A 21,484-nucleotide genomic window follows, 5' to 3' on the forward strand; every position below is an offset into this window, starting at 1 on the left:
GGCAGTCCGTCACGGAACGAGCGAACTTCGGCAAACGCAGGGAAGCCAGCCTCTTGAGCGAAGGGCGCCCGCGCCACGCGATTGCCGCTGAGTAGGGCGTAGAGATGCGCACGGGCGGTCTGCCATCGCCGATCCCCACCGGGCAGGACGTTCGCCGTCCGGCAGATCTCGTGCCCACTCGTCGCGGGGCAGGATGCCGGAGTAGTCGATGACCCGCCGGCGTGCGAAGTCGATCGGCGTCGAGGTCTCATCGAGGAACGCGACAAGCCGAGCGATCGCGCGGATAGTGTCGGCCTCGGGTCCGTTGCGGCCGAGAGACCGCATGACGTGGCTGACCTGGCGTCCCTGAGCTGCGGGATCGAGGAGCGTGATGGCCGAGCCGTGAGTGAGGCGGGTGCCCACGAAGACCACGGCCGCCGCCAGCGCACCGCCGGCGATCTCCGCATCCAGGCGCCGCGGTGCGAGGCGTGAGGTCCATTCGGGCCACAGGACGGCGGGGAGCTTTGCGGCTCGCGCGGCCGGATCCACCACCGACATCGTCACCGCCTGAAGGGTCGCAGTAGGACGCCTCATTCGTCCGAGCGCACGGCTCACGTGATCGCGCAGTGGCGGGGAGTAGTGGTCGAGCGCGGTGTGGACGCTGACGCGTCCGCGCAGCAGGTCAGTGATCCGGGCGCCTGACTGTAGCGCCACGAAGGCGATCGTGTTGCCGAGAGCAACTTCTCGGGCAGCGCCTGGCCGCAGATCCACCTTGCCGGTGCGGTTGTGAGACGCGATCAGGCTCACGTCAACCTGACCCGCAGGCATCCACTCGAAGTGCTCTCCGTCGACGAGCGCCTGTCGTGCCGCTCGTGACAGCAGCAGCATGTCGGACAGCACCTGGACGGTGCTCGGTCGCCCGTCGGCGTAGATGCCGAACTCGCCGACGCCGGTGGCGATGACCCTCAGGATCGCACGTTGCGCCTCGCGAGTCTCGGTGTCCGCCGCCACAAACTCCTCGCTCGTGGTGAGGTCGGCGCCGCAACGCGCGCCAAACGCTGGCGATTCGGTCGGCGGTCTGTTGTGACAGTGCCCGGGTTCCGGAACGAGCGTGAGGGGATGCGCGAGGAGCCGGGGAGGCTGGGCGCATCCCGGGCACCTGTCGACGAGGAGACGCCTGTGGCGTGGGCAGGCGAACCCGAACGGGAACTGCCAAGAAAGGCGCCAGCGGCCTCCCGAGTCGGCGAGACACTCGGGGCAGTAACGGGCGGCAACTCCCGTGGCCGGACAGGACGCGCTGATGCGTCCCTGAGGTGTGAGGCGGATGGCGTTCGCGGCGAACATGGTGCGGGTCATCGCACGGAACTCGTCACCCGACCGGCCGGTCGTCAGCTCGAGATTGCGCAGTTGCTGGGGTTCGAGCGCGGTGGACCACGCCCGTGAGGACTGGGATCCAGCGGCGGGAACCTCGTCGCTCCCGATCAGTCCGAGCGCTCGAGCCATCTCGCCGACAGTCGCCCCATAGCTGTGGGCCATGAACTCTACCCACGAGTCGAAAGGTTCATCTGGGAGCGGCATCGCGACGTGGAACAGGCGTCGGAGGCTCATGCGACGGACCGAGGCTTGCTCCGTTTGGCGGCGGCGAGCTTCTTCTCCTCGAGCTCCATTGCAACGACCTCCCGCGCATCCTCGGCCGCCACGTCGATGTCGATCTCGTCCAGCACCGCACGGGTCAGTTCCTCAGTGCCGTCACGCATGGCGTGCACGGCACCGAGGGTGATCAGCTTGAAGAGCGAGCCGATCATTCCGGTTGAGCGTTCGTAGAGGTAGTCCGCTTGCTCACGGAGCATGTGCGGTCGCGCGTTGGCCAGCACGAGGCGCGCATCGATCGCGCCCAGCAAGGTCATCCAGGTCTTTCGGTGCTCACCGACCGGGTGCGCGAATGGCGGGAGGGTCAGGCGTGTCCAACGCCGCGCGATCTGCGACATCGCGAGCTTCTTGTCGGTCTTGCTTTCGCTGAGCAGTCCTGTGCTGCTCATGTTGACGCCGGTGAAGAGGAAGGTTGCCGGGTACTCGTTGGCGAGCCACTTCAGCTCGTTGGCCAGCGCGACTCCCTCGTCGGTGTGGATCTTCAGGAAGTGCACGTCGTCGACGATGATCAACCGCGTGCCGTGACGGCGGACCGACTCGGCTGCCAGCGCAGCCAGGTTTCGGTTGCGCAGGTATCGGCTCCTAGAGGCGTCGGCGGAAGGATGATTGTAGAAGTTCAGGATGGACTCGTTCAACGCGCGCGTCGTCGTGTTTCCGGAGAACGCCACTCTGCAGACGGGGATGTGGAGCGTCTGCCCGTCGTCGAAGTCACGCCCGTGCCGCAGGATCTGCCGTTGGTGGAAAGCTCGCCCGAACGCGTCGACTGCGGTGGTCTTGCCCAGTCCGGGTGGCGAGTCGATGACTGCGGCGCCCTTCACCCGTGACGGGCCCTGTTGGTTCGCATCGAGCAGGTCCCAAAGGCGTCCGTTCAGCCTCACGACCTGCGGAGTCTTCACCAGGAAGTTCGCGTGGTATCGCTCGCGGTGGTAGTCGTAGGCGACACGCGCGTCCTCGCTGAGCTGCTCGATCTGTTTCACCGACAGCCGCTCGGGCTGCTCAAGGGCTGGCGCTTCGGCGAAGTCCCGCCACCCCTCCCAGCGAGAGAGGAGTTCGTCGCGCTCGAGCGGAAGGATCACAGGTCCTCCAGGAGGTCGATGTCGTCGAGGTCCTCGTCGACGAGCTCGTCAGCGGTGAGGGCGAGAGGATCGTCGTTTTCGCTCGCCGGTGCTGGTGAGAGCGAGACCATGCCCAGCTCCTCGCTCAGATCCGGTCCAGCCACTTGCTGCGCGATCTGCTTGGCGATGTGCGGGAAGAACGGGCTGTCCGGGCCGTCCGCGGTCTCAGCGAGCTGGGCGGCAAGTCGCGCGCTGATGCGCTTCTCGGCGGGCGTGCTCGCACGACCTGCACCCCATCGTTCGAGGAGTTCACCGAGCACTTCGGACACATTCACACCGTTGCGACGGTCGAGAGCGATGCCCTTGGCGTACTCGAGGGCGTCGAAGCTGAACGGCACCGGGACCTTCGGCGCGTGCTCCCAACGCAGCACGTGCCAAGCGTTGTCGTCGGGGTCGTTGAAGTAGATCTGCGAGAAGTCGTCGGGGTTCACCGAGAACTGCCACTTCCGCTTGCTCTTCGCCATCGCCCGCGATCGGTCGTAGTACTTCCCGACGATGTCGCCGTTGTAGCGGAGCGTGCTGATCTCGACGCCGTAGTGATTGAACTTCCGCTTGACCACCGGGAGCATCTCCAACAGCAAGTTCGGGTTCGCCGGCACGCGGATGCGACCGGCCACGGCCACGCCCTGCTCGAACTTCTGCGCCGGGCTCATCTTCGCGGCAGGTAGCTGCGAGTCGACGAGTCCGCCGTGCGGGCGCAGGTGGTAAACGGTCGCAATCCACTCGCGGATGATCTGCTCGAGCTGAGGGATCGTGTAGACCGCCTCGCTCTCCGGCGCCTCCCCTCGGGAGGCGATGTCCTTGCCCTTGTAGCCGGGCAGCTCCTGCAGCATCTCGTCAATGGTGCGGAACCAGCGTTCGACCCACGCCTTGTCTGTGCCGGTGTAGACATGTGCGGGCTGGATGGAGATCCCGAGCCGCTGGCACACGCTTGCGACATGGATCGACATGAACGGCTTGCCGTGATCGATGATGATCGTGTCGGGAAGGATGCCGGGACGGCGGAACCGCAGCGCCTTGAGGTTCTCGACGTCGATGACGATGTTCTCCGGCACGCCATGGAAGGGCCAGGTGGCTCGGTCGCCCCACTCGGCCGGCATCTCGCGGGGTGAGAGAGCCTCCATCAGCACGCCCGCCACGTCGACCGCCTTGGTGGAGATGGGTGCAAGACGGAGGCCGAGGATGGATCTGTCGTAGAGGTCGAGGGCGACGGTCAGCTCGGCGCGCATCCACTTGCCGGTGACCGGCGCGACGCCGAAGACATTGAGGGGTGTGGTGTCGAGGACGACGTACTCACCGGGTCTTGTCGCAACCAACCGTCCGTACGGCACGGGCGGCCGTGTGTCGATGGATCGTTGCGCGCGCATGCTCGCGCCGAACGTCCCCTTGCCACGGGTGAGTTCGGCGACCGCGTCGCGAGCGGTCGAATCGGAGGGGATCCGCACATCGGCATCCGGGTACTCCCGGTTGACCCTTGCCAGCACGATCGCGAGCGTGGTCGTGACGCTGCGCTTGGCGCCGCGCACGTTCTCCTCGACGACGCGGCGGCACATGTCGACCCAGCGCGGATCGAGGCCGGAGAGCGCCGGCGTCCACGATGTCTTCCGGAAGTCGAGCAGCGCGAGATCTTCACCTTCGTCGAACCGATCGTCCCAGCGCTTCAGCGTCTTCGGGCTGACACCGAGCTCTGCAGCCTTTGTGCGGCGGCGCTCGTGGATGGTTGTGAGCTTCGGGTTGTACTCCGGTCGCGGCTCGTGCGGCTGAGCGAGTGTCGGCAGCCCCGACGCGAAGCCCGTGCGCATCTCGCGGATGTGCGCGGCCTTTGTTCGCGCCTCATCGCGTTGCGCCTCCGTCGCGTCCGCCCAGATCAGGGCGAGCGGTGTGAGTGCAACCTCCTCGGACGGTATCCCGAACGCATCCGTGGCGTCGCGCAGAAGTTCGACGAGTCGCACGCGTCGGGTCTTCTTCGCGCCGTCGACGAGGACAAGGGCGTCGCCGGCGATCTCGATGACAGTGCAGAGACTGCCGTCGAACGAGACGGTGCTTCCGATGCGGATGTCGAAGGTGTGGCTCATGGCGTCTCCAATGCGGTGTGGTTGGCAAGGGCGGAGGTGAGGTCGCAGAGAATCGAGCGGCGCCAGAGCAGGTGCAGCACGACCGCTCGCGCATAGGGAGCGTCACGCAAGGCGGCGCCAGCACTCCGTAGACCCGCGCCGAGTGTGGGTGCCTCGCGAGTGGCTTCTTCGACCAGGTCGACGTCTCGCTGAGGGAACTGCCATGGACGCCTGTAGCCCGCAAGGAACCGGACGTTGGAGAGCAACGCCGGGTCGGGTTCGGTGACGATCCGATATCCCCATCCGCGGGATTGGACGATGTCGCCCGCCCACCGGAGAGCACCCGCGATCTCCGGGTCTTCCAGCCGGCGCTTCGGCTTGACCTCGATCACCGTGAAGCGATGGTCATCGTGCTCGATCATGTAGTCAGGCACGTAGCTTCGCTCAACACCGTCTCGATCGGCGATCAACTCAAACGGCTGCGATGCGATCCGAACCGCCCGATGGTCGAAGTCCTCGAGGAGAAGCGCCGCGAGCTCGAGGCGACTCTCGTACCCGACGAAGCCTTCCGTAGTGGCGCACCAGTAGCGCCCTGGGTAGTGCCGCTGTCCCCGATGCCAGCGGAACGTCCGCCGAGGCTCGGCCTCGAAGACGTGTCGAGCCTCGAGATCCGCGAGTTCGCCCCGCTCGAGGTCATTCCCGTCGAGTCGCAGCGTGTACTGCGGTGGCGATGTTGGCACGTCAACTCCTACGAGTCGCGAACAATGAGTCATAACTCTTGATTCGTTAACGTACGGAGGTCTCTACTGTTCTTGAGGTTCGACACGCGGGTCGAGTTCTTCGCGTTGGAGCTCTCTCGCATGCCGATGGCTGCAAGCAGTGAATGTGACATTTACGCTGGGGAAGTCAGATACACAACACGCGCCACGCCGTCGGACCACGCCCTGCGATGCTCCTGCTGCGCTGAGCGCCTCATGCGAAAATGAGGCGGTGGAGACCGTGCCGAGCGAACAGAGCGAGGAGCTTTCGAAGCTTGCCTTCGGGAGCAACCACATGCTCGCGCTCATGGCCGAGATCGCACGGTCTCCCGACGGAAAGTTCTCCACGCCCTCCGTCGCAACCGCCACGGGGCTGTCGACCAGCACCATCCACGCCCTGCTGAAGCGCCTCAAGCAGTTGGGGCTTGTCCGGCGAACGGATGAGGTCACCCCCGAGCGGATCAGGATCTATCAGCGCGCAGTGCACCCGACATGGGACTACGCACTACGGCTTGAAGCAGAGGCAGACGCACGCGCAGCCGGAACTTTCACCATCCAGTGGGAAGCAACCACGGCGCGTCGCTAGTAGACACTCACGAAGGCCCTCGGATGCCTAATCGGTATGGCATCCTTCCTCTATGAGCGTTGCCGAGGACCACTACGAGGCATTCGCGACCGCGGCTGAGGACCCGTACCTCGGCGCCCTCCTTGGGACGATCGATGAGCCCGGCGGCACTTCGACCGCCAATCGCGCCGGCATGCTGACGTTGGCCTGGTGGGACGAACATGGCAACGGACCGACGTGCGCCGAACTCATCGAGGCGGTCTTCGAGATCGATGATTGGGATGCCGCGATCGAGGATCCCGGACGAACACTCTTCGAACGCCACGAACAGCGTGACCTGCTCCAGCGATGGCTCATCAGCTACTGGACCCGGCTCGGAACGATCGCGTTCGTCCCGGGATTCGACGACATCGTTCGGCCAGGACGCGTCGGGGTGATGGCCGAGGCGAACCCAATCGAGTCCGAGTAGATTGGCCAGTTCGGATCGAGGAGGACGCGTGAGAGAGATCATCATCGGCGGGCGCTCCATCACGGTCTCCCACGTCGAGACCGAGACGACTGAATATGGCGACATACAGCGCTACCGCATCGAAGTGTCTGGCGCGGATGCCGTCACCCACCTGTCGAGCCTGCGCTCGTCGCCCAACATCGACGCACGTGTCATGGCGTCGGTTATCGACACCGAGCTGCTGCTCGGCTACGAGGGGAGCGCAGCATCCGGCCTCCTGCGCGACTCTGGGATCCGCGCATGGCGCGACCAACACCGCCCACTCATCGAGCAGGCACTGGACCGGCTCCGCGACGAGATGAAAGACCTTCCTCCTGAGCCGGTGAGCGACGTGGAACGGCTCCTGCTACGCGCCTTTGACATGAACGACGACGAGGTTCGCGGTGCTTGACTATCCGACGTTCGACTTCGATCAAGTCGACTTCGTCACCTCCGACACGCACTTCAGCCACGCTCGCATCAGCGGACTCACCGGTCGGCCATACGCCACGGTCGATGAGATGAACGACGACCTTGTGCGCCGGTGGAACGACACGGTCTCGCCCAGCAGCGTCGTCCTCCACCCCGGTGACGTGGCGCTCGGCCCGATCGAGGAATCGATCGCGCTCACCGCGCGGCTCAACGGCCGCAGGCTGCTCGTGCCCGGGAACCACGATCGCGTCTCGCCCGCGACACAGTCGAAACGGGCGATCGAGAGATTCCTGCCCATGTACGAGGCGGCGGGGTGGGAGATCCTCCCAGAGGTCATCGAGGGAACCCGCCACGGGTACAGGATCATCGCCTCGCACTACCCCTACGCCGGCGACAGCCAGGAACAGGATCGACACACGTCGCATCGCCCACGCTGGGACGACGGCATCCCACTCATCCACGGGCACACCCACGCCCGCGACCATGGCCCGAACGGTCACCAGTTCCACGTCGGCGTTGACGCCCACGGTTTCGCGCCGATCCCGTTCAGCGTGATCGACGACTGGATCCAGAGCCTGCCCGGAATCGAAACTCCGCTCCAGACGGCGATCCGCGAAGCTCGAGAGGTCGTCGCCGATCTGGACGACACGCCGTGGCCAGTCATGGACCAGATGTTCTACATGCAGGCCTACGAGGTGCTCCGCGTGCAGCTTGACGAGCTGCTCGATGCGTTGCCACAAGGGATCGACAATCAGTCGCCTGACCCTTGAGACAACACTCCAGCTGCCGCCGTCTCTCAGTCGCGCTTCGATGTGAACCGAACATGTCGATCCGCGTCTGTGAATTGGATTCACTTGCATCGCGGATCAATCTGTTCTACAGTGATCGAACCCGGAGGTGGGAATCGGATTCACAAACTGATTGGCAGATATGATGTACACAACAGCGGCGCTGCGTCGCATCGTCCTTATCGACATCGAGAACATCGTGGGAGGTGGAGTTTCATTGCCGGGACAGGTTCACGGTGCTCAGGCCGCGATCGCGGAGGCAATCGGTCAGCGCGACAACGATCACGTCGTGGTCGCGTGCGGACGGTTTAGCGTCAACGTCGTCGGGTTCGAGTGGGCAGGTCCGCGCCGTCTCGTGTTCCGAGGCGGCAACAATGGCGCGGATTTGGAGCTCCTCGACATCCTCGAGACAGAAAGGGTCGGCGACCGTTTCGATGAAGTTGTTGTGGTCTCCGGCGATGGGATCTTCGCGGACGTCGTCTCGTTTCTGGGGCTCGGCACCGATGTCACTGTCGTGTCGCGCCCCGAATCCTGCTCCCGCCGGCTTCGCATGGCGGCGAAGTACGTGCTCGACCTGGACTACGACCCGTCCGTGATCACGGAGGCAGCATGACTATGCAGAGCCATGAGGGACTCCTCGCACCGAGCGATGTCGCCGACCTCGCCGGCGTCTCCCGCGCCGCTGTCAGCAACTGGCGCAAGCGCATGAAGGACTTCCCAGTGCCAGTGGGGGGTAGCGCAAGCAAACCGCTCTTCGCTGCCACTGACATCGAGTCGTGGCTCGCGGCCCACCCGGAGAAGCGGAAGGCCCATGCCTCCGCCAACTCAGACGCGAGAGCGTGGGAGTCACGTCTGTGGGGCGTTGCGAACCTCTTCCGCGGGCATGTTTCCATCCACGCACTCGGCGAGCTTTTCGTCAGGACCGCGATCGAACTGATCGAAGGGCGGCCCTCATACGCGCCGCGGGACATCGGACAACGATCCATCGATGAACTGCGCTATGCACTCGACGACATCCCGCGCGAAGAGCTCGCCAGGGCCATCGACGGGCTCCTCGAACGAACATCTCGAGCACTCGGAAAGGCAGCTGGCGAGAACGGATTTGTGGGCTCGCGTACCAGCACACTGCTGGCGTCGCTGGCGAAAGATCTTGATGGTGGGACTCTGTATGACCCCGCGTGCGGAGTGGGCGTGGCGCTGCTGCAATCCCTCGACATGGGCGCGCGCCCGGATCACATCGTCGGCCATGAGATCAACGCGACTGCCGTAGACATCGCCCGCGGTCGCGCGGAGTTGCGTGGCGTCAACATCGACCTTCGCGTGGCCGATGTACTCGACCATGATCCGGACCCCGAACTGCGTGCAGACTTGATCATCGCCGAGCCCCCGTTTGGGCTGCGTGTCGACCGACAGACCACGATGCTGGACCCACGCCTGCGCTACGGGATTCCGCCTCGCTCCAGTGGTGACTCTTTCTGGCTTCAGCACGTCGTCGCGCACCTAGCTCCGAGCGGCGCCGGCTACGTCCTAACGTCGCCCGGCATGCTCTTCCGTGGCGGAGCCGAGGCCGAGATTCGGCGCAATCTCTTGCTCAGCGGCTGTGTCCGTGCTGTCGTGGCGCTCCCGGGTCGGATGCTGCCGCACACCTCAATTGCGCTCGCGCTTTGGGTGCTCAGCGAGCCAGCATCCACCTCCCGCGAGGATGTCTTGCTCATCGACGCGACTTCGATCGAGACACCTGAAGACGAGGTGGCCGGCTGGCTGACCGAACGGGGGTCGCTCGCAGAGGTTCCGCACGCACGTGTGTCCATCGACGAGCTGGCGGCTGGCAACGCGGACCTCAGTCCGGCACGCTGGGTGCTGACCGATGCGATCGACGACGCCCAAGTCGTCGAAGCCTTCGAGCAAGCGAACACTCAGTTGCACCAAGCAGTCGCTGCGCTCGCGGCGACCCTCGGGCGCGTGCGCCCCCCCAAGGTCGCCGGCGAGCCGCCGATAATGACAGTCGCCAAACTCATCGAAGCCGGGGCGGTCGAAGTCTCCGCGGTGCGACCGCAACGCGTCGAGGTCGCTCCCGAGTACGAGGATCGTCAGGTATCGACGAGCGATGTCCGAAGCGGCAACCTTCCGCCGGTCGCCGACCTCCCGTCGGCCGACACCTCAGGGCTCCTGACGCAGCCCGACGACGTGCTCGTCACGACCGTGCACGGCATTCGGGCAGTCGTCGACGAAGCGGGCGGCCACTTTCCCATAGGTCATGGCCTCTTTCGAATCAGGGTCGTCGATCGCGCCAACCTAGATCCTCACTACCTAGCTGACGTCCTCGCGGGCGGATGGAATCTCCGGTTCGCCGCGGGAACCGCCATTCAGCGCATTCCGGTGCGAGACATCGAGATCCCTGTTCCCCCGCTCGAAGATCAACGTGCCATCCACGCCGCGATCAACAACGCACGCAAGGCGAAGCAGCTGGCCAACCAAGCGTCCGAAGCCGCCGATAGCCTGACGACAGCGATCCTCAATGCTGTCCGTCATGGCACTTCCCTGACCAGCAACACCACCGAAGGAACCACCCGATGACGGAGCAGCTCACGCTGACCGAGCTGGAGCAGTACCTCGCCCGAGCGGCCGACCTCCTCCGCGGCAGCATCGACCAGGCCGACTTCAAGGCCTACATCTTCCCGCTCATGTTCTTCAAGCGGATCAGCGACGTGTATCTCGAAGAGTTCGAGCAGGCGCTCGAGGAGTCCGGCGGCGACCACGAGTTCGCCTCATTCGCCGAGAACCACCGGTTCGCGATCCCTGACGGCAATCTCTGGTCGGACGTGCGCGAGAAGACCGAGAACATCGGCACCGCCCTGCAGACCGCATTCCGCGAGATCGAGAAGGCGAACCCCGAGACCCTCTACGGCATCTTCGGCAACGCCAACTGGACCTGTCCCGCGTCAAGTATTTGGCAGGATTTCTTCTCTTTCGAAGTTGGGGATGGTGGGGTCGGCAAGGCCCAGGTGCACGTCCATCGGCCGGTTCCAGGCGATCGCCTCGTGAGGACGGATCTCGTTGTATTCGATCCGGTAGTCCTCAGCGCGTTCGACGAGCGTCATCGCGTCGGGGATCTCGTCGAGGAACAGCCGCTCGTACTTCAGCGTCCCGAACCCGCGTTCGCGTGACCCGTTCTGCCCGGGCGATTTCACCCGAGTGCGGACGTGCCGCAGCTCGGGGTGACGCAAGATGAACAACTCGAAGTTCATCGACCGGAACGGGCCACCATTGTCAGTCACGAGGGTCACGACCGGCAGCAGCTCGCCGGTCTCCGGGTCGACCTGACACTGATCAACGAGGGGGTGCCCGAACATGCGCTCGTAGTCGGTCAGGGCGAGCTCGACGGCGGCGATCGCGTCATGCTGGTTCGCCGTGGGCGAGGTATGGAAGGGGTGCTCGACCTTGGAGAACCAATCCCGGCACCCCGCGATCCGCCACGTCCCACCCTGGGTGGTCTCGAACTCGCTGAAGTCCAGCTGCCACACCTGGTTCGGGCCCGTCGGGTTCCTCGCGAACGCCGCCTTACGGTCTCTCGCGAGCTCACGGCGCTGCTTCTGATACTCCGACGGCAGGATCAGCCCGTCATCGCGCAGCAGGCGCAGCACGGTCGCCTGCGACACCCGGTGCCCGTCGTGGCGGGTCATCGCCCAGATCTTCCGATGACCCCACGCCGGATGCGCCAGCGCGTGCTTGGTCGCGAGCGGCCTGGCCGCGTCCCGCGCGGGCTGCGGCCACGGACCCTTCGGCGGGCGATCCGCTCTCGCTTTGGCCTGCCAGCGGCGATACGAACGCTCGGGCACGCCCGTCAGCTTGCAGAACCTCGACGTCGGCATGCCCGCCTCCAAACGGATCACCTCGAGGTCCTCGAAGGGCCCAGCCGGCCCTCCGCGCTCTTCTTCCACACCCGGATCTCGACCGCCGCCTCACCGAGGGCCTGCGTCAACTCCGCGACCTCATCCTCGAGCTGCTGCTCCCGGGTCGAGGGTTTGGACTTGCCCGCCTCGATGCCGGCCTTGCCGCCCTCGAGGAACTGGCGCTTCCAGTTCCCGATCGCTTGCTCGGACACCTTCTCGCGGCGGGCGGCTTCGGCGATCGTGATCTCGCCTTGCAACACGGACAACACGATGCGGAGCTTCTTCTCTACCGGGATCGTCGGGGGACGACTCATGCTTCAGACCTCTCAGCTGGGGCGTTGCATCAGCAACTAACTACCCCTGCCAAACATTCTGACGCGCGACAGACCAACAAGGACAAGCTGCCCGACCGCAAGCTCGCCGACCTCATCGAGCACTTCTCCACCAAGACGCTCAGCAACGCGAACGTCGCACCAGATGTCTTCGGTAACGCCTACGAGTACCTCATCAAGCGGTTCGCCGACCAGTCGAACAAGAAGGCCGGCGAGTACTACACCCCGCGCTCAGTCGTCGGCCTGCTGGTGAACATCCTCGATCCGCAGGAGGGCGAGAGCGTCTACGATCCCGCGTGCGGGACGGGTGGCATGCTGATCGAGGTCATCGAGCACGTGAAGGATGCCGGCGGCAGCCCCAAGACGTTGTGGGGCAAGCTCTACGGTCAGGAGAAGGTGCTCGCGACCTCGGCGATCGCGCGCATGAACCTTCTCCTTCACGGCGTTGAGGACTTCAAGGTCGTCCGAGAAGACACCCTGCGCAACCCAGCGTTCTACACCGGCAACCGGCTCGCGCGATTCGACAATGTTGTAGCCAACCCGCCGTTCTCGCTCAAGGCGTGGGGCGACGTCGAGTGGGCATCCGACCGGTGGGGACGGAACCAACTCGGCGGCGTCCCGCCGAAGGGCTACGCCGACTGGGCGTGGGTCCAGCACATGCTCACCTCCGCCGACCCGAACACGGGCCGGGTAGCGGTCGTGCTGCCACAGGGCGCGCTCTTCCGCCAAGGGGCAGAGGCGCGCATCCGCACCCACATCCTCAAGGCGAAGAAGGTCGAAGCCGTCATCGGTCTCGCACCGAACCTCTTCTACGGCACGGGCCTCGCAGCCTGTGTGCTGATACTGCGTCATCAGCGACCCATCGACCAACAGGACAAGGTGCTGTTCATCAACGGCGAAGACCTGATGAAGAAGGGCCGCAACCAGAACACCCTCGAGCCTGCGCACGCGAAGGAGCTGTTCGACGCGTACCGCGGATTCGCCGACATTGAGGGGCGTGCCCACGTCGCCGACCTGGCCGAGGTCGAGCGCAACGACTTCAACCTGAACATCCCGCTGTACGTGGCACCCGCCGACACGGGCGAGAAGCTCAGTCTGGCCGACGCCCTCGCGAACCTCGAAGCGGCGCACGAGCGTGTGAGGCGGACCAGAGCGACCCTCGAAGCAGAGCTCGCGAAGTGGGGGTTGAGCGCGTGACCGCGCAGATCAGCCAGCGCGAGCTGGAGAACTACCTTTGGGGCGCCGCCGTCATTCTGCGCGGACTCATCGACGCCGGCGACTACAAGCAGTACATCTTCCCGCTGGCGTTTCTCAAGCGCATCTCGGATATCTACGACGAAGAGCACGCGGCGGCTCTCGAAACTTACGGCGACGAAGAACTCGCCGACCTGCCCGAGAACCACCGCTTCGCGATCCCGAACGGATGCCACTGGCGCGACGTTCGCGCGGTGACTGAGAACATCGGCGCGACCGTCCTGCGGGCCATGCGGGCGATCGAATCCGCCAACCCCGACACGCTGCCCGGAGTGTTCGGCGATGGGGACTGGGGCAACAAGAACCTGCTGCCGGACTCCACGCTCGCCGACCTCATCGAGCACTTCTCGACGCAGACGTTGTCGATCGCGAACCTGCCTGAGGACGAGCTCGGCAACGGATACGAATACCTGATCAAGAAGTTCGCCGACGACTCTGGCCACACGGCACAGGAGTTCTACACGAACCGCACCCTCGTGCACCTGATGACCCTCATGCTCGAGCCCCAGCCCGGGGAGTCGGTGTACGACCCGACGTGCGGCACCGGCGGAATGCTCATCTCGACGGCGGCCGAGGTGAAGCGCCAGGGCAAGGAGTGGCGCAACCTCAAGCTGTACGGCCAGGAGCTCAACTACGGAACCTCGGCCATCGCCCGCATGAACCTCTTCCTCCACGGCATCGCGGACGGTCAGATCGCGCACGGCGACACCCTCGCAAGGCCTGCGTTCCTGAACAGCAAGGGCGGGCTGCGCACGTTCGACGTCGTGCTGGCGAACCCCCCGTACTCGATCAAGGCCTGGAATCGGGATGCCTTCGCGAAAGACCCGTACGGACGCAACCTATGGGGCGTGCCCCCGCAGGGCCGCGCCGACTACGCGTTCTTCCAGCACATCGCCAAGAGCCTCGACCCGAAGACCGGGCGCGCCGCGATCCTCTTCCCGCACGGTGTGTTGTTTCGCCGCGAGGAAGCCTCGATGCGCGAGGCACTCGTGACGTCTGACCTGATTGAGTGTGTGCTCGGACTAGGGCCAGGGCTCTTCTACAACTCACCGATGGAGGCGGTCGTCATCACCCTCCGCGCCACGAAGCCCGTTGAACACCGCGGCAAGGTGCTGTTCATCAATGCCGTCAATGAGGTCGCACGCGAACAGGCGCAATCATTCCTGCGGAACGCACACCAGGAGAAGATCCTCGACGCATACCGAGGATTTGCAGACATCCCCCAGTTTGCGGCGGCCGCGACCCTTGACGAGATCGGCAACAAGTCGTTCAGCCTGGCCATCCCGCTGTACGTCTCCGGCGTGAAGACTGGGGACGCGGGCGAGCCAGGCAACCTGGTCGACACTCTCGGCGTCTGGCGAAGTGCGGCGCATGCTTCGGAGGACGCGGTGTCGCGCTTGCTCGCTCTGTTTCGCGCGGAGGTGGACGTATGAGCCTCAAGCTCGACAAGTCCACATGGATGCGAGTCGCCTTCGGCGACGTGGTGCGCAACGTCAACGAGACCGTCAAGAATGCGTCCGGCAATGGCATCGATCGCGTCATTGCGATGGAGCACATGGACCCGGGCGAACTGAAGATCGAACGCTGGGGTGATCTCGCCGACGAAACCACATTCACTCGCCGCGTGCGACCGGGGCAGACCTTGTTCGGCAAGCGCCGTGCCTATCAGCGCAAGGTGGCCTACGCGGAGTTCGACGCGATCTGCTCTGGCGACATCTACACGTTTGTGGCGGACGAGACCCGGATGCTGGGCGAGTTCCTTCCGTTCCTCGTGCAGTCCGATTCGTTCTTCGAGCATGCGCTGGCAACCTCTGCCGGGTCGTTGTCGCCTCGTACTAACTGGCGAGAGCTCGCCGACTTCGCATTCGACCTGCCTCCACTCGAAGTACAGAGGCAAGTTGTCGGTCTCCTAACCGCCGTCGAAGGGCATGCGCGCGCCCTCAAGCAGTCCCGCGAGATCGTCACGGAACTGCTCTCGGCGCAAGCTAACTCTCTCTTCGATAGACACAAGGAGAACCTCGTACGCCTCCGGACGGTCGGCGCTACGTCGGCCCAGTCGGTGCAGGTTGGCCCATTCGGTGGGAGCCTCTCAAGCCGCCACTTTACCGAGTCGGGTACGCGAGTCCTGAAGATCCAGAACATCACGGACGACGGCAGTTGGGACCTCGATCACGCCGTCTACGTCGCCGACCAATACGCGTCAACACTCGAGCGCTACATGGTCCAGGCAGACGACCTGATATTCGCAGCGCAGGCAACTGTTGGGCGTTGTGCTCTTGCACCCAAGGCGATCGTGGGCGCCCTCATCTCCCAGCACCTCATCCGGGTACGACTCGACCGCGACAAAGCCCTCCCCGCGTTCATGCACGCGATGGCGCTCTCGACAGGTGTTCAAGATCAGATGCGCGCCATCAAGACGAAGACCACACGCGACGGACTAAACACTGCGGATGTCGAGAACTTCGAAGTCCCCATCCCGACGATGCCGGAGCAGATCGCGTTCGTCGAATTGCGTGAGCAGGGGGTATCAGCGATCGAGGCGATCACCCGTGAGCTTCACGACCTGATGCAAGTTCGCCGGGAAACCGTCGGACGGTTCTTCGGAGGTAACTGATGGCGCAGTTCAACGAGGCGAACTCCGTTCGTGACTTCACGCGCGATCTCATCGAGTCACCCGACGTGCAGTTCCTGCCGGGCAGTCAACTGCCGCGACGGACCGATGAAGTGCTGCTCGAAGGCCTCGTGAGCGCTGCGTTGATCCGTTTGAACCCGGAGATCGCTGCCGACCCGCGCAAGGCTGATGAGGTCATCCATGTGCTGCGGGCGATCCTGATCTCGGCGCGCAGCAGCGCACATCCGGTGGTCGCGAACGAAGAGTTCATGTTGTGGCTGACGGGCCAGAAGTCGATGCCGTTCGGTCCGCAGGGCGAGCACACCACGGTGCGTCTGATCGACTTCGACAACCCGGAGGACGACTCATCGAACCAGTGGATCGTGTCGACCGAGGTGACGTTCCAGGTGGGGCGGCTAGGGAAGCGGTTCGACGTGGTGCTTTGGTGCAACGGCTTCCCGCTTGTCGTGGGCGAGGCGAAGACGCCGATCCGCGCGGCCTACACCTGGATCGACGCGGCCGCGCAGATCCACGACGACTACGAGTCGAGCGTTCCGCAGTTCTTCGTGCCGAATGTTCTGTCGTTCGCGACCGAGGGCAAGGACTTCCGCTACGGCTCCGTTGGTATGCCGGTCGAGCTGTGGGGCCCGTGGCGCGAGGAGGGAGCCGACCCCGACGCGCCGGCGAAGGTTGGCCTCGAGGTCGTGAAGGACGCGGTGAAAGGCGTGCTGGCGCCGGCATCCGTTCTCGACTTCTTGCGGTTCTTCACGGTGTTCGCGACCGATGCGAAGCATCGCAAGATCAAGGTGATTGCGCGGTACCAGCAGTTCCAGGCGACGAACCTCATCGTGGAGCGTGTGCTGCACGGGCGGATCAAGCAGGGGCTCATCTGGCACTTCCAGGGGTCGGGCAAGTCGCTGCTGATGGTGTTCTCCGCGCTGAAGCTGCGCGCGATGGCCGAGCTGACGAACCCGACGATCCTGATCGTCGTGGACCGGATTGATCTCGACACGCAGATCACCGGCACGTTCAACGCCTCCGACGTGCCCGGTCTCGTCTCGACCGACTCGCGCAAGGAGCTGCAAACGCTCCTGACCCAGGGTGCTCGGAAGATCATCATCACGACGATCCACAAGTTCGGCGAGATCGAAGGTGTGCTTGATGACCGGCACAACATCATCGCGATGGTCGACGAGGCCCACCGTTCGCAGGAGGGCGACTACGGTCAGCGGATGCGCGAGGCGCTCCCGAACGCGTTCCTGTTCGGCCTTACGGGTACGCCGATCAACAAGCGCGACCACAACACGTTCATGTGGTTCGGGTCGCCTGAGGACGACGGTGGGTACCTGTCGCGGTACTCGTTCCAGGATTCGATCCGCGACGGCGCGACACTACCGTTGCACTTCGAGCCGCGGTTGAGCGAGATCCACCTCGACCAGGAGAAGATCGACGCCGCGTTCGAGGAGCTCGCCGCGGAGCGCAACCTGACCGAGGCCGAGAAGATCACGCTGTCGAAGAAGGCAGCGTCCATCGAAGTTCTCATCAAGGCCCCCGAGCGCATCCGCCAGATCGCCGACGACGTGGTCACGCACTTCACGGAGAAGGTGCAGCCGGAAGGGTTCAAGGCTCAGCTGGTCGCCTACGACAAGGCATCCTGCGTCGCGTACAAGGAAGCGCTCGACACGATGCTGCCGCCCGAGGCATCCACCATCGTCATGTCGAAGGCACGCACCGACCCCGCGTCATGGGCGCAGTGGACACCAGGGGCCGACGAGCTGGAGCAGGTCGTCGCACGGTTCAACGACCCGGCGGATCCGCTGAAGATCATCATCGTCACGGCGAAGCTGCTCACGGGGTTTGATGCGCCGATCCTGCAGACGCAGTACCTCGACAAGCCGCTCAAGGAGCACACGCTCCTCCAGGCGATCACCCGCACCAACCGGGTGTACCCGCCGAGCAAGACACACGGACTAATTGTCGACTACCTCGGCATCTTCGACGATGTCGCCAAGTCGCTCGCCTTCGACGAAGCCGCCGTCCAGCGTGTGATCTCGAACATCGAGGAGCTGAGGGCGGAACTCGCGCCGGCCATGGCCGCAGCCCTCTCCTTCTTCCCCGGCGTGGATCGCTCGATCGGCGGATACGAGGGCCTGATTCAAGCGCAGGCTGCAATCGCCGACGATGGGGTCAAGGATGCGTTTGGGCTCGCCTACAGCGTCGTCTCGCAGCTGTGGGAGGCTCTCAGCCCAGACCCGATGCTCAAGGATTTCCGGGACGACTACAAGTGGCTGACGGACGTCTACGAGTCCGTGCGGCCTGCCGATATCACCGGACGCCTCGTGTGGCATGCGCTCGGTGCAAAGACCATCGAGCTGATCAACGAGAGCGTGCACGTCGAGATCCCGCAGGGCGACGAGACGATCGTCCTCGACGCGCAGACCATCGAAGACCTGATGACCGGCAAGCGCAAGGACGTCTCCACCGAAGAGATCGAAAAGCAGATCACTGCACGTATCGCCCGGCATCTCAACAACCCGGTCTTCATCGAACTCGGACAGCGCCTCAACACGTTGCGCGAGAAGTACGCCGACATCCAACAGTCCAGCCTCGACTTCCTCCGCGACCTCCTCGAGCTCGCGAAGGACACGGTCGCTGCCGAGAAGGCTGAGAAGGAGATCCCGCGTGAGGAGCGCGGGAAGGCTGCGCTCACCGAGCTGTTCGAAGCCCTCAAGGGCGACGAGACGCCGCTCATCGTCTCGAACGTTGTCGATCGGATCGACGAGGTCGTTCGGGCCGTGCGGTTCGACGGGTGGCAGTCGACGATAGCGGGCGACCAGGAGGTGCGGAAGGCGCTGCGCCAGACGCTGTACATGCAGTTCAAGATCCGCGACAACGACGTGTTCGAGAAGGCACTGGGGTATGTGCGCGAGTACTACTGACGCCGAGATGATTCATGCTCCCCTGCTCGATGGAGGACACTGTCGATGAACGCGCTCCCCCCGCTTCCGTTCACAGATGCTGACGTCTGCGATAGCTTCCCTGAGCTCACAATCTCCACGCCACCCCTTGGGCAGGGATCGTTCAAGGTCGCGTATCGCGCGAAGTCGAGCACCGGAGATCTTGTCCTGAAGGTCATCTACAGCTTTCCGATCACAGATGATCCGGATGAATTCGATCTCGACCAGGTGCCAGAGCGGATCGCTCGCGAGCTGTCGGGCATGAGCGCAGTCAATTCGCCGCACATTGTGACTCTCGTGTCGGATCCGGCAGTGACTCGAATCGGCGCTGCAAGCTTTCTTTGCTACGAAGAGCCGTTCTACGGTGGTGGCACTCTCGAAGATCGACTCCGAGGCGGAGCGCTTGACCGCATTGAGACGAAAGAGCTTCTTGTAGCGCTCCTGCGCGCGTCGAGCGCGCTTTGGGCGGCAGACAAGATCGTCCATCGTGACATCAAGCCGGGCAATGTCGCCTATGCCGACGACGGTACCCCGGTGTTGCTGGACCTCGGCCTCGTCCTCTTCACCGAGATGTCGGCCCTCACTGATTCGGGGTTCATGTCGCCGATGACTCCCCGGTATGCCGCACCTGAGCAGTTCGAGCAACGCCGAAACGCCCAGATTGACTTCCGCACCGATCAGTATCTGATCGGACTCACCGTCCTGGAGGCGGCCCGAGGACGGCATCCGTTTTTCCGTCCTGGCATCTCCACTCCTGCGTACATGCAGGCGCTACGGGACTTCAGCGTCTCAAGCATCGCTCAGGACGATGTTGATGAAGATGTTCGCGAAGTTCTGGGGAGGCTCCTCTCCCACGCAATGTATGGCCGGTATCGCACACCGGAGATCCCTCTAGAGAAGCTCGGGGTTTCACAATGACGTTCTACGTGCAGCACGGCTATGGCAAAGGGCAGAAGCTTCCCGCTGTGCTCGCCGACGGGAATCTCGGCGGCGTAATCCTCAGCCCCGGGGACGAGGACCCCGGGAATCTCGGCGATACAGCTCGCTACTGCCACCAGGCTAATCTTGAGGTGCTTGTCGACCCGCAGACGTACCTCTATTCGACCCAGCCTGCCGGTCGCGGGCGAAACCACCCCGCTCACGAGCTTGCCTTCGACCGGCTCTCTTGGGCGCAGGATGCTCGTTCCGTCGCGGCGCACATCGACCGAATCGGTCGACTCAATGGCGCACTGAACCCGGACGGGCTTTGGACCGCTCCAGGGCCCCTTCAGGATTCGTTTGCGGACCTCTGGACCCCGCTCTCCGTGCAGTTCGCCCGTACCGCTAGTCAGGCATGGGGCCAGGATCGAACTGTCGCGACGCTGGCCGTGGATGAGGCCGGTCTCTCGGATTGGCTGGCAATCGAGCGCTGGCTGGATGTAGCCACAGCACTGCCCGTGCGTGGCTTCTATGTGCTTGTGAGCCGTCCCTCAACCGCGTATCCCAACACACCGTGGGCGCCGGCAAAGCTCGCGAACCTGCTGCGGCTCATCCACGCGTTGCGCGAACTCAATGACTTCGATGTGACGTGGGGGTTCTCGGACTTCGAGGGTCTGCTCGGCTTGGCTGCGGGCGCAACCGCAATGGCAACGGGCTGGTCCTACACACTGCGACAGTTCAGCTCCTCGAAGTGGATGTCGCCTGCATCGGGAGGACGCGCACCCGCTGTTCGCACTCACCTGGCGCGCCTGTGGTCGCTGCCGCGAGCCGAAACCGAAACCGCGCCACTCTTCGCATCTAGTCTGCGTGATGCGATCTTCACGGCTGATGAGATTGCCCGCTACAGCGCCACTCCGTTTGACGCCCTTGGTCGAGTTGACGCTCAGATCGAGCACATGAACGCATTGGCGGCCCGTGCGTCTTGGCTGAGCTCTCAGCCTGATATTTCATCTCGCGTTGGCACCGTCACGGACAGTCTCGAGAGCGCCGTCGCACTCTGGGACTCAATCGGGAACACAGGGATGCTGCCCGACCCGAGCTACCGCAATCGAGTGGTCGCGCTCCGAGACGCATTGCGGCTCTTCGCCGATCAGGTCGCCCTGTGAGCAGTCCCGGACTCGAGTCCTCGAATGAGGAGCTCAAGCAACCACGCCCGGTGGCTCACCCCAATCTCGGCTCGTGGTGCTGGAACCTTCCATTCGATCCGACCACGATCCTCCACCATTAGCCCAACGCCGTGGCTCGCGAGATTGCGCTCCTCGACGAGAGCGCCGACCCGCGCAGGCAGTAGCACCGCCGATCGCCCAGCGCCAATCCGATAGCCGGCTGCCTGGCGAATGGCACGCCTCCATTCGGCCAGCTTCGCCTCAACCGCGAGCGAATCCGTTATCAGCCCGCCAGCATCCTTCAGAGCGCGTCCCGACCATCCGACGCGCTCAAGCTGACGAGCCAGGGCACGTGCGTGCTTGTCGGTGAGGCTCGTTCCTGCACCAGCCAGGCTCTTTGCCGCATTCAGGCTGGGCAGCCGCAACCCGCGGCGAAGGAACGTGTTGAGCGACGCGACTGAAACGGTCACCACCACAGCGTCAGGTCGACCAAACCCCAACTCGGGCTCACTGAGTAGGAAGACG

General features: G+C 64.2%; 19 protein-coding genes and 1 pseudogene. 13 read left to right on the plus strand and 7 right to left on the minus strand.

Annotated elements, in window-relative coordinates:
* Window positions 1-9: 9 nt before the first annotated feature.
* Genes AADH62_RS03060 through AADH62_RS03075 form a run of 4 tightly spaced genes read right to left on the minus strand, consistent with a single transcriptional unit; the run spans window position 10 to window position 5,538 of the window.
* Entirely contained in the window at window positions 10-1,587 is a 1,578-nt protein-coding gene (locus AADH62_RS03060; protein ID WP_341578217.1) for a TniQ family protein, read from the minus strand.
* Window positions 1,584-2,705 carry an ATP-binding protein gene (locus tag AADH62_RS03065; protein WP_315551893.1) on the minus strand — a complete coding sequence of 374 codons (1,122 nt, stop codon included), beginning with the start codon at window positions 2,703-2,705 and terminating at the stop codon, window positions 1,584-1,586. Before AADH62_RS03065 ends, AADH62_RS03060 begins: the two co-directional genes overlap by 4 nt.
* Window positions 2,702-4,819: a hypothetical protein gene (locus AADH62_RS03070; RefSeq protein ID WP_341578218.1), complete on the minus strand. Its 2,118-nt coding sequence runs from the start codon at window positions 4,817-4,819 to the stop codon at window positions 2,702-2,704. Before AADH62_RS03070 ends, AADH62_RS03065 begins: the two co-directional genes overlap by 4 nt.
* Entirely contained in the window at window positions 4,816-5,538 is a 723-nt protein-coding gene (locus AADH62_RS03075; RefSeq protein ID WP_341578219.1) for a TnsA-like heteromeric transposase endonuclease subunit, read from the minus strand. Before AADH62_RS03075 ends, AADH62_RS03070 begins: the two co-directional genes overlap by 4 nt.
* A 250-nt stretch (window positions 5,539-5,788) precedes the next feature.
* On the opposite strand from AADH62_RS03075, the gene AADH62_RS03080 reads away from it, so the two are divergent.
* The 7 genes and pseudogenes from AADH62_RS03080 to AADH62_RS03110 form a co-directional block, all read left to right on the plus strand.
* Window positions 5,789-6,142, plus strand: coding sequence for a MarR family transcriptional regulator (locus AADH62_RS03080; protein ID WP_300595077.1), 354 nt, complete (start codon window positions 5,789-5,791; stop codon window positions 6,140-6,142).
* Between the two features lie 52 nt (window positions 6,143-6,194).
* On the plus strand, window positions 6,195-6,590 hold the full coding sequence (locus AADH62_RS03085; protein ID WP_300595079.1) for a hypothetical protein: 396 nt from the start codon (window positions 6,195-6,197) through the stop codon (window positions 6,588-6,590).
* 28 nt (window positions 6,591-6,618) lie between these two features.
* A complete protein-coding gene (locus AADH62_RS03090; protein ID WP_300595081.1) occupies window positions 6,619-7,020 on the plus strand; it encodes a hypothetical protein in 402 nt (133 codons plus the stop codon).
* Complete coding sequence (locus AADH62_RS03095; RefSeq protein ID WP_341578220.1) at window positions 7,013-7,810, plus strand: hypothetical protein; 798 nt, start codon at window positions 7,013-7,015, stop codon at window positions 7,808-7,810. Before AADH62_RS03090 ends, AADH62_RS03095 begins: the two co-directional genes overlap by 8 nt.
* Window positions 7,811-7,973: 163 nt before the next feature.
* Window positions 7,974-8,441: an NYN domain-containing protein gene (locus AADH62_RS03100; RefSeq protein ID WP_341578221.1), complete on the plus strand. Its 468-nt coding sequence runs from the start codon at window positions 7,974-7,976 to the stop codon at window positions 8,439-8,441.
* Complete coding sequence (locus AADH62_RS03105; protein ID WP_341578222.1) at window positions 8,438-10,405, plus strand: N-6 DNA methylase; 1,968 nt, start codon at window positions 8,438-8,440, stop codon at window positions 10,403-10,405. The genes AADH62_RS03100 and AADH62_RS03105 overlap by 4 nt, the downstream gene beginning before the upstream one ends.
* A pseudogene (locus tag AADH62_RS03110) lies at window positions 10,402-10,689 on the plus strand (type I restriction-modification system subunit M N-terminal domain-containing protein); the annotation flags it as partial. The gene AADH62_RS03105 and the pseudogene AADH62_RS03110, both read left to right, overlap by 4 nt.
* Window positions 10,690-10,770: 81 nt before the next feature.
* Here AADH62_RS03110 and AADH62_RS03115 read toward each other — a convergent pair.
* Entirely contained in the window at window positions 10,771-11,667 is an 897-nt protein-coding gene (locus AADH62_RS03115) for an integrase core domain-containing protein (RefSeq protein WP_229382213.1), read from the minus strand.
* Between the two features lie 50 nt (window positions 11,668-11,717).
* Window positions 11,718-12,035, minus strand: a complete 318-nt coding sequence (locus AADH62_RS03120) for a helix-turn-helix domain-containing protein (RefSeq protein ID WP_195692783.1) — start codon at window positions 12,033-12,035, stop codon at window positions 11,718-11,720.
* A 24-nt stretch (window positions 12,036-12,059) separates the two neighbouring features.
* Between AADH62_RS03120 and AADH62_RS03125 the strand changes: the two genes are divergently transcribed.
* Genes AADH62_RS03125 through AADH62_RS03150 form a run of 6 tightly spaced genes read left to right on the plus strand, consistent with a single transcriptional unit; the run spans window position 12,060 to window position 20,959 of the window.
* Window positions 12,060-13,250, plus strand: a complete 1,191-nt coding sequence (locus tag AADH62_RS03125; RefSeq protein WP_341578223.1) for an N-6 DNA methylase — start codon at window positions 12,060-12,062, stop codon at window positions 13,248-13,250.
* Entirely contained in the window at window positions 13,247-14,740 is a 1,494-nt protein-coding gene (locus AADH62_RS03130; RefSeq protein ID WP_341578224.1) for a class I SAM-dependent DNA methyltransferase, read from the plus strand. Before AADH62_RS03125 ends, AADH62_RS03130 begins: the two co-directional genes overlap by 4 nt.
* Window positions 14,737-15,921 carry a restriction endonuclease subunit S gene (locus AADH62_RS03135; protein ID WP_341578225.1) on the plus strand — a complete coding sequence of 395 codons (1,185 nt, stop codon included), beginning with the start codon at window positions 14,737-14,739 and terminating at the stop codon, window positions 15,919-15,921. The genes AADH62_RS03130 and AADH62_RS03135 overlap by 4 nt, the downstream gene beginning before the upstream one ends.
* Complete coding sequence (locus AADH62_RS03140; protein ID WP_341578226.1) at window positions 15,921-18,857, plus strand: HsdR family type I site-specific deoxyribonuclease; 2,937 nt, start codon at window positions 15,921-15,923, stop codon at window positions 18,855-18,857. Before AADH62_RS03135 ends, AADH62_RS03140 begins: the two co-directional genes overlap by 1 nt.
* 45 nt (window positions 18,858-18,902) lie before the next feature.
* Complete coding sequence (locus AADH62_RS03145; RefSeq protein WP_341578227.1) at window positions 18,903-19,793, plus strand: protein kinase domain-containing protein; 891 nt, start codon at window positions 18,903-18,905, stop codon at window positions 19,791-19,793.
* Window positions 19,790-20,959 (plus strand): hypothetical protein, encoded by a 1,170-nt coding sequence (locus AADH62_RS03150; RefSeq protein WP_341578228.1) that lies wholly within the window; start codon window positions 19,790-19,792, stop codon window positions 20,957-20,959. The genes AADH62_RS03145 and AADH62_RS03150 overlap by 4 nt, the downstream gene beginning before the upstream one ends.
* Here AADH62_RS03150 and AADH62_RS03155 read toward each other — a convergent pair.
* A complete protein-coding gene (locus AADH62_RS03155) occupies window positions 20,944-21,429 on the minus strand; it encodes a hypothetical protein (RefSeq protein WP_341578229.1) in 486 nt (161 codons plus the stop codon). The genes AADH62_RS03150 and AADH62_RS03155 overlap by 16 nt on opposite strands.
* Between the last annotated feature and the right edge of the window lie 55 nt (window positions 21,430-21,484).

Source organism: Microbacterium schleiferi (genome assembly GCF_038150145.1).
GTDB lineage: Bacteria > Actinomycetota > Actinomycetes > Actinomycetales > Microbacteriaceae > Microbacterium > Microbacterium schleiferi_B.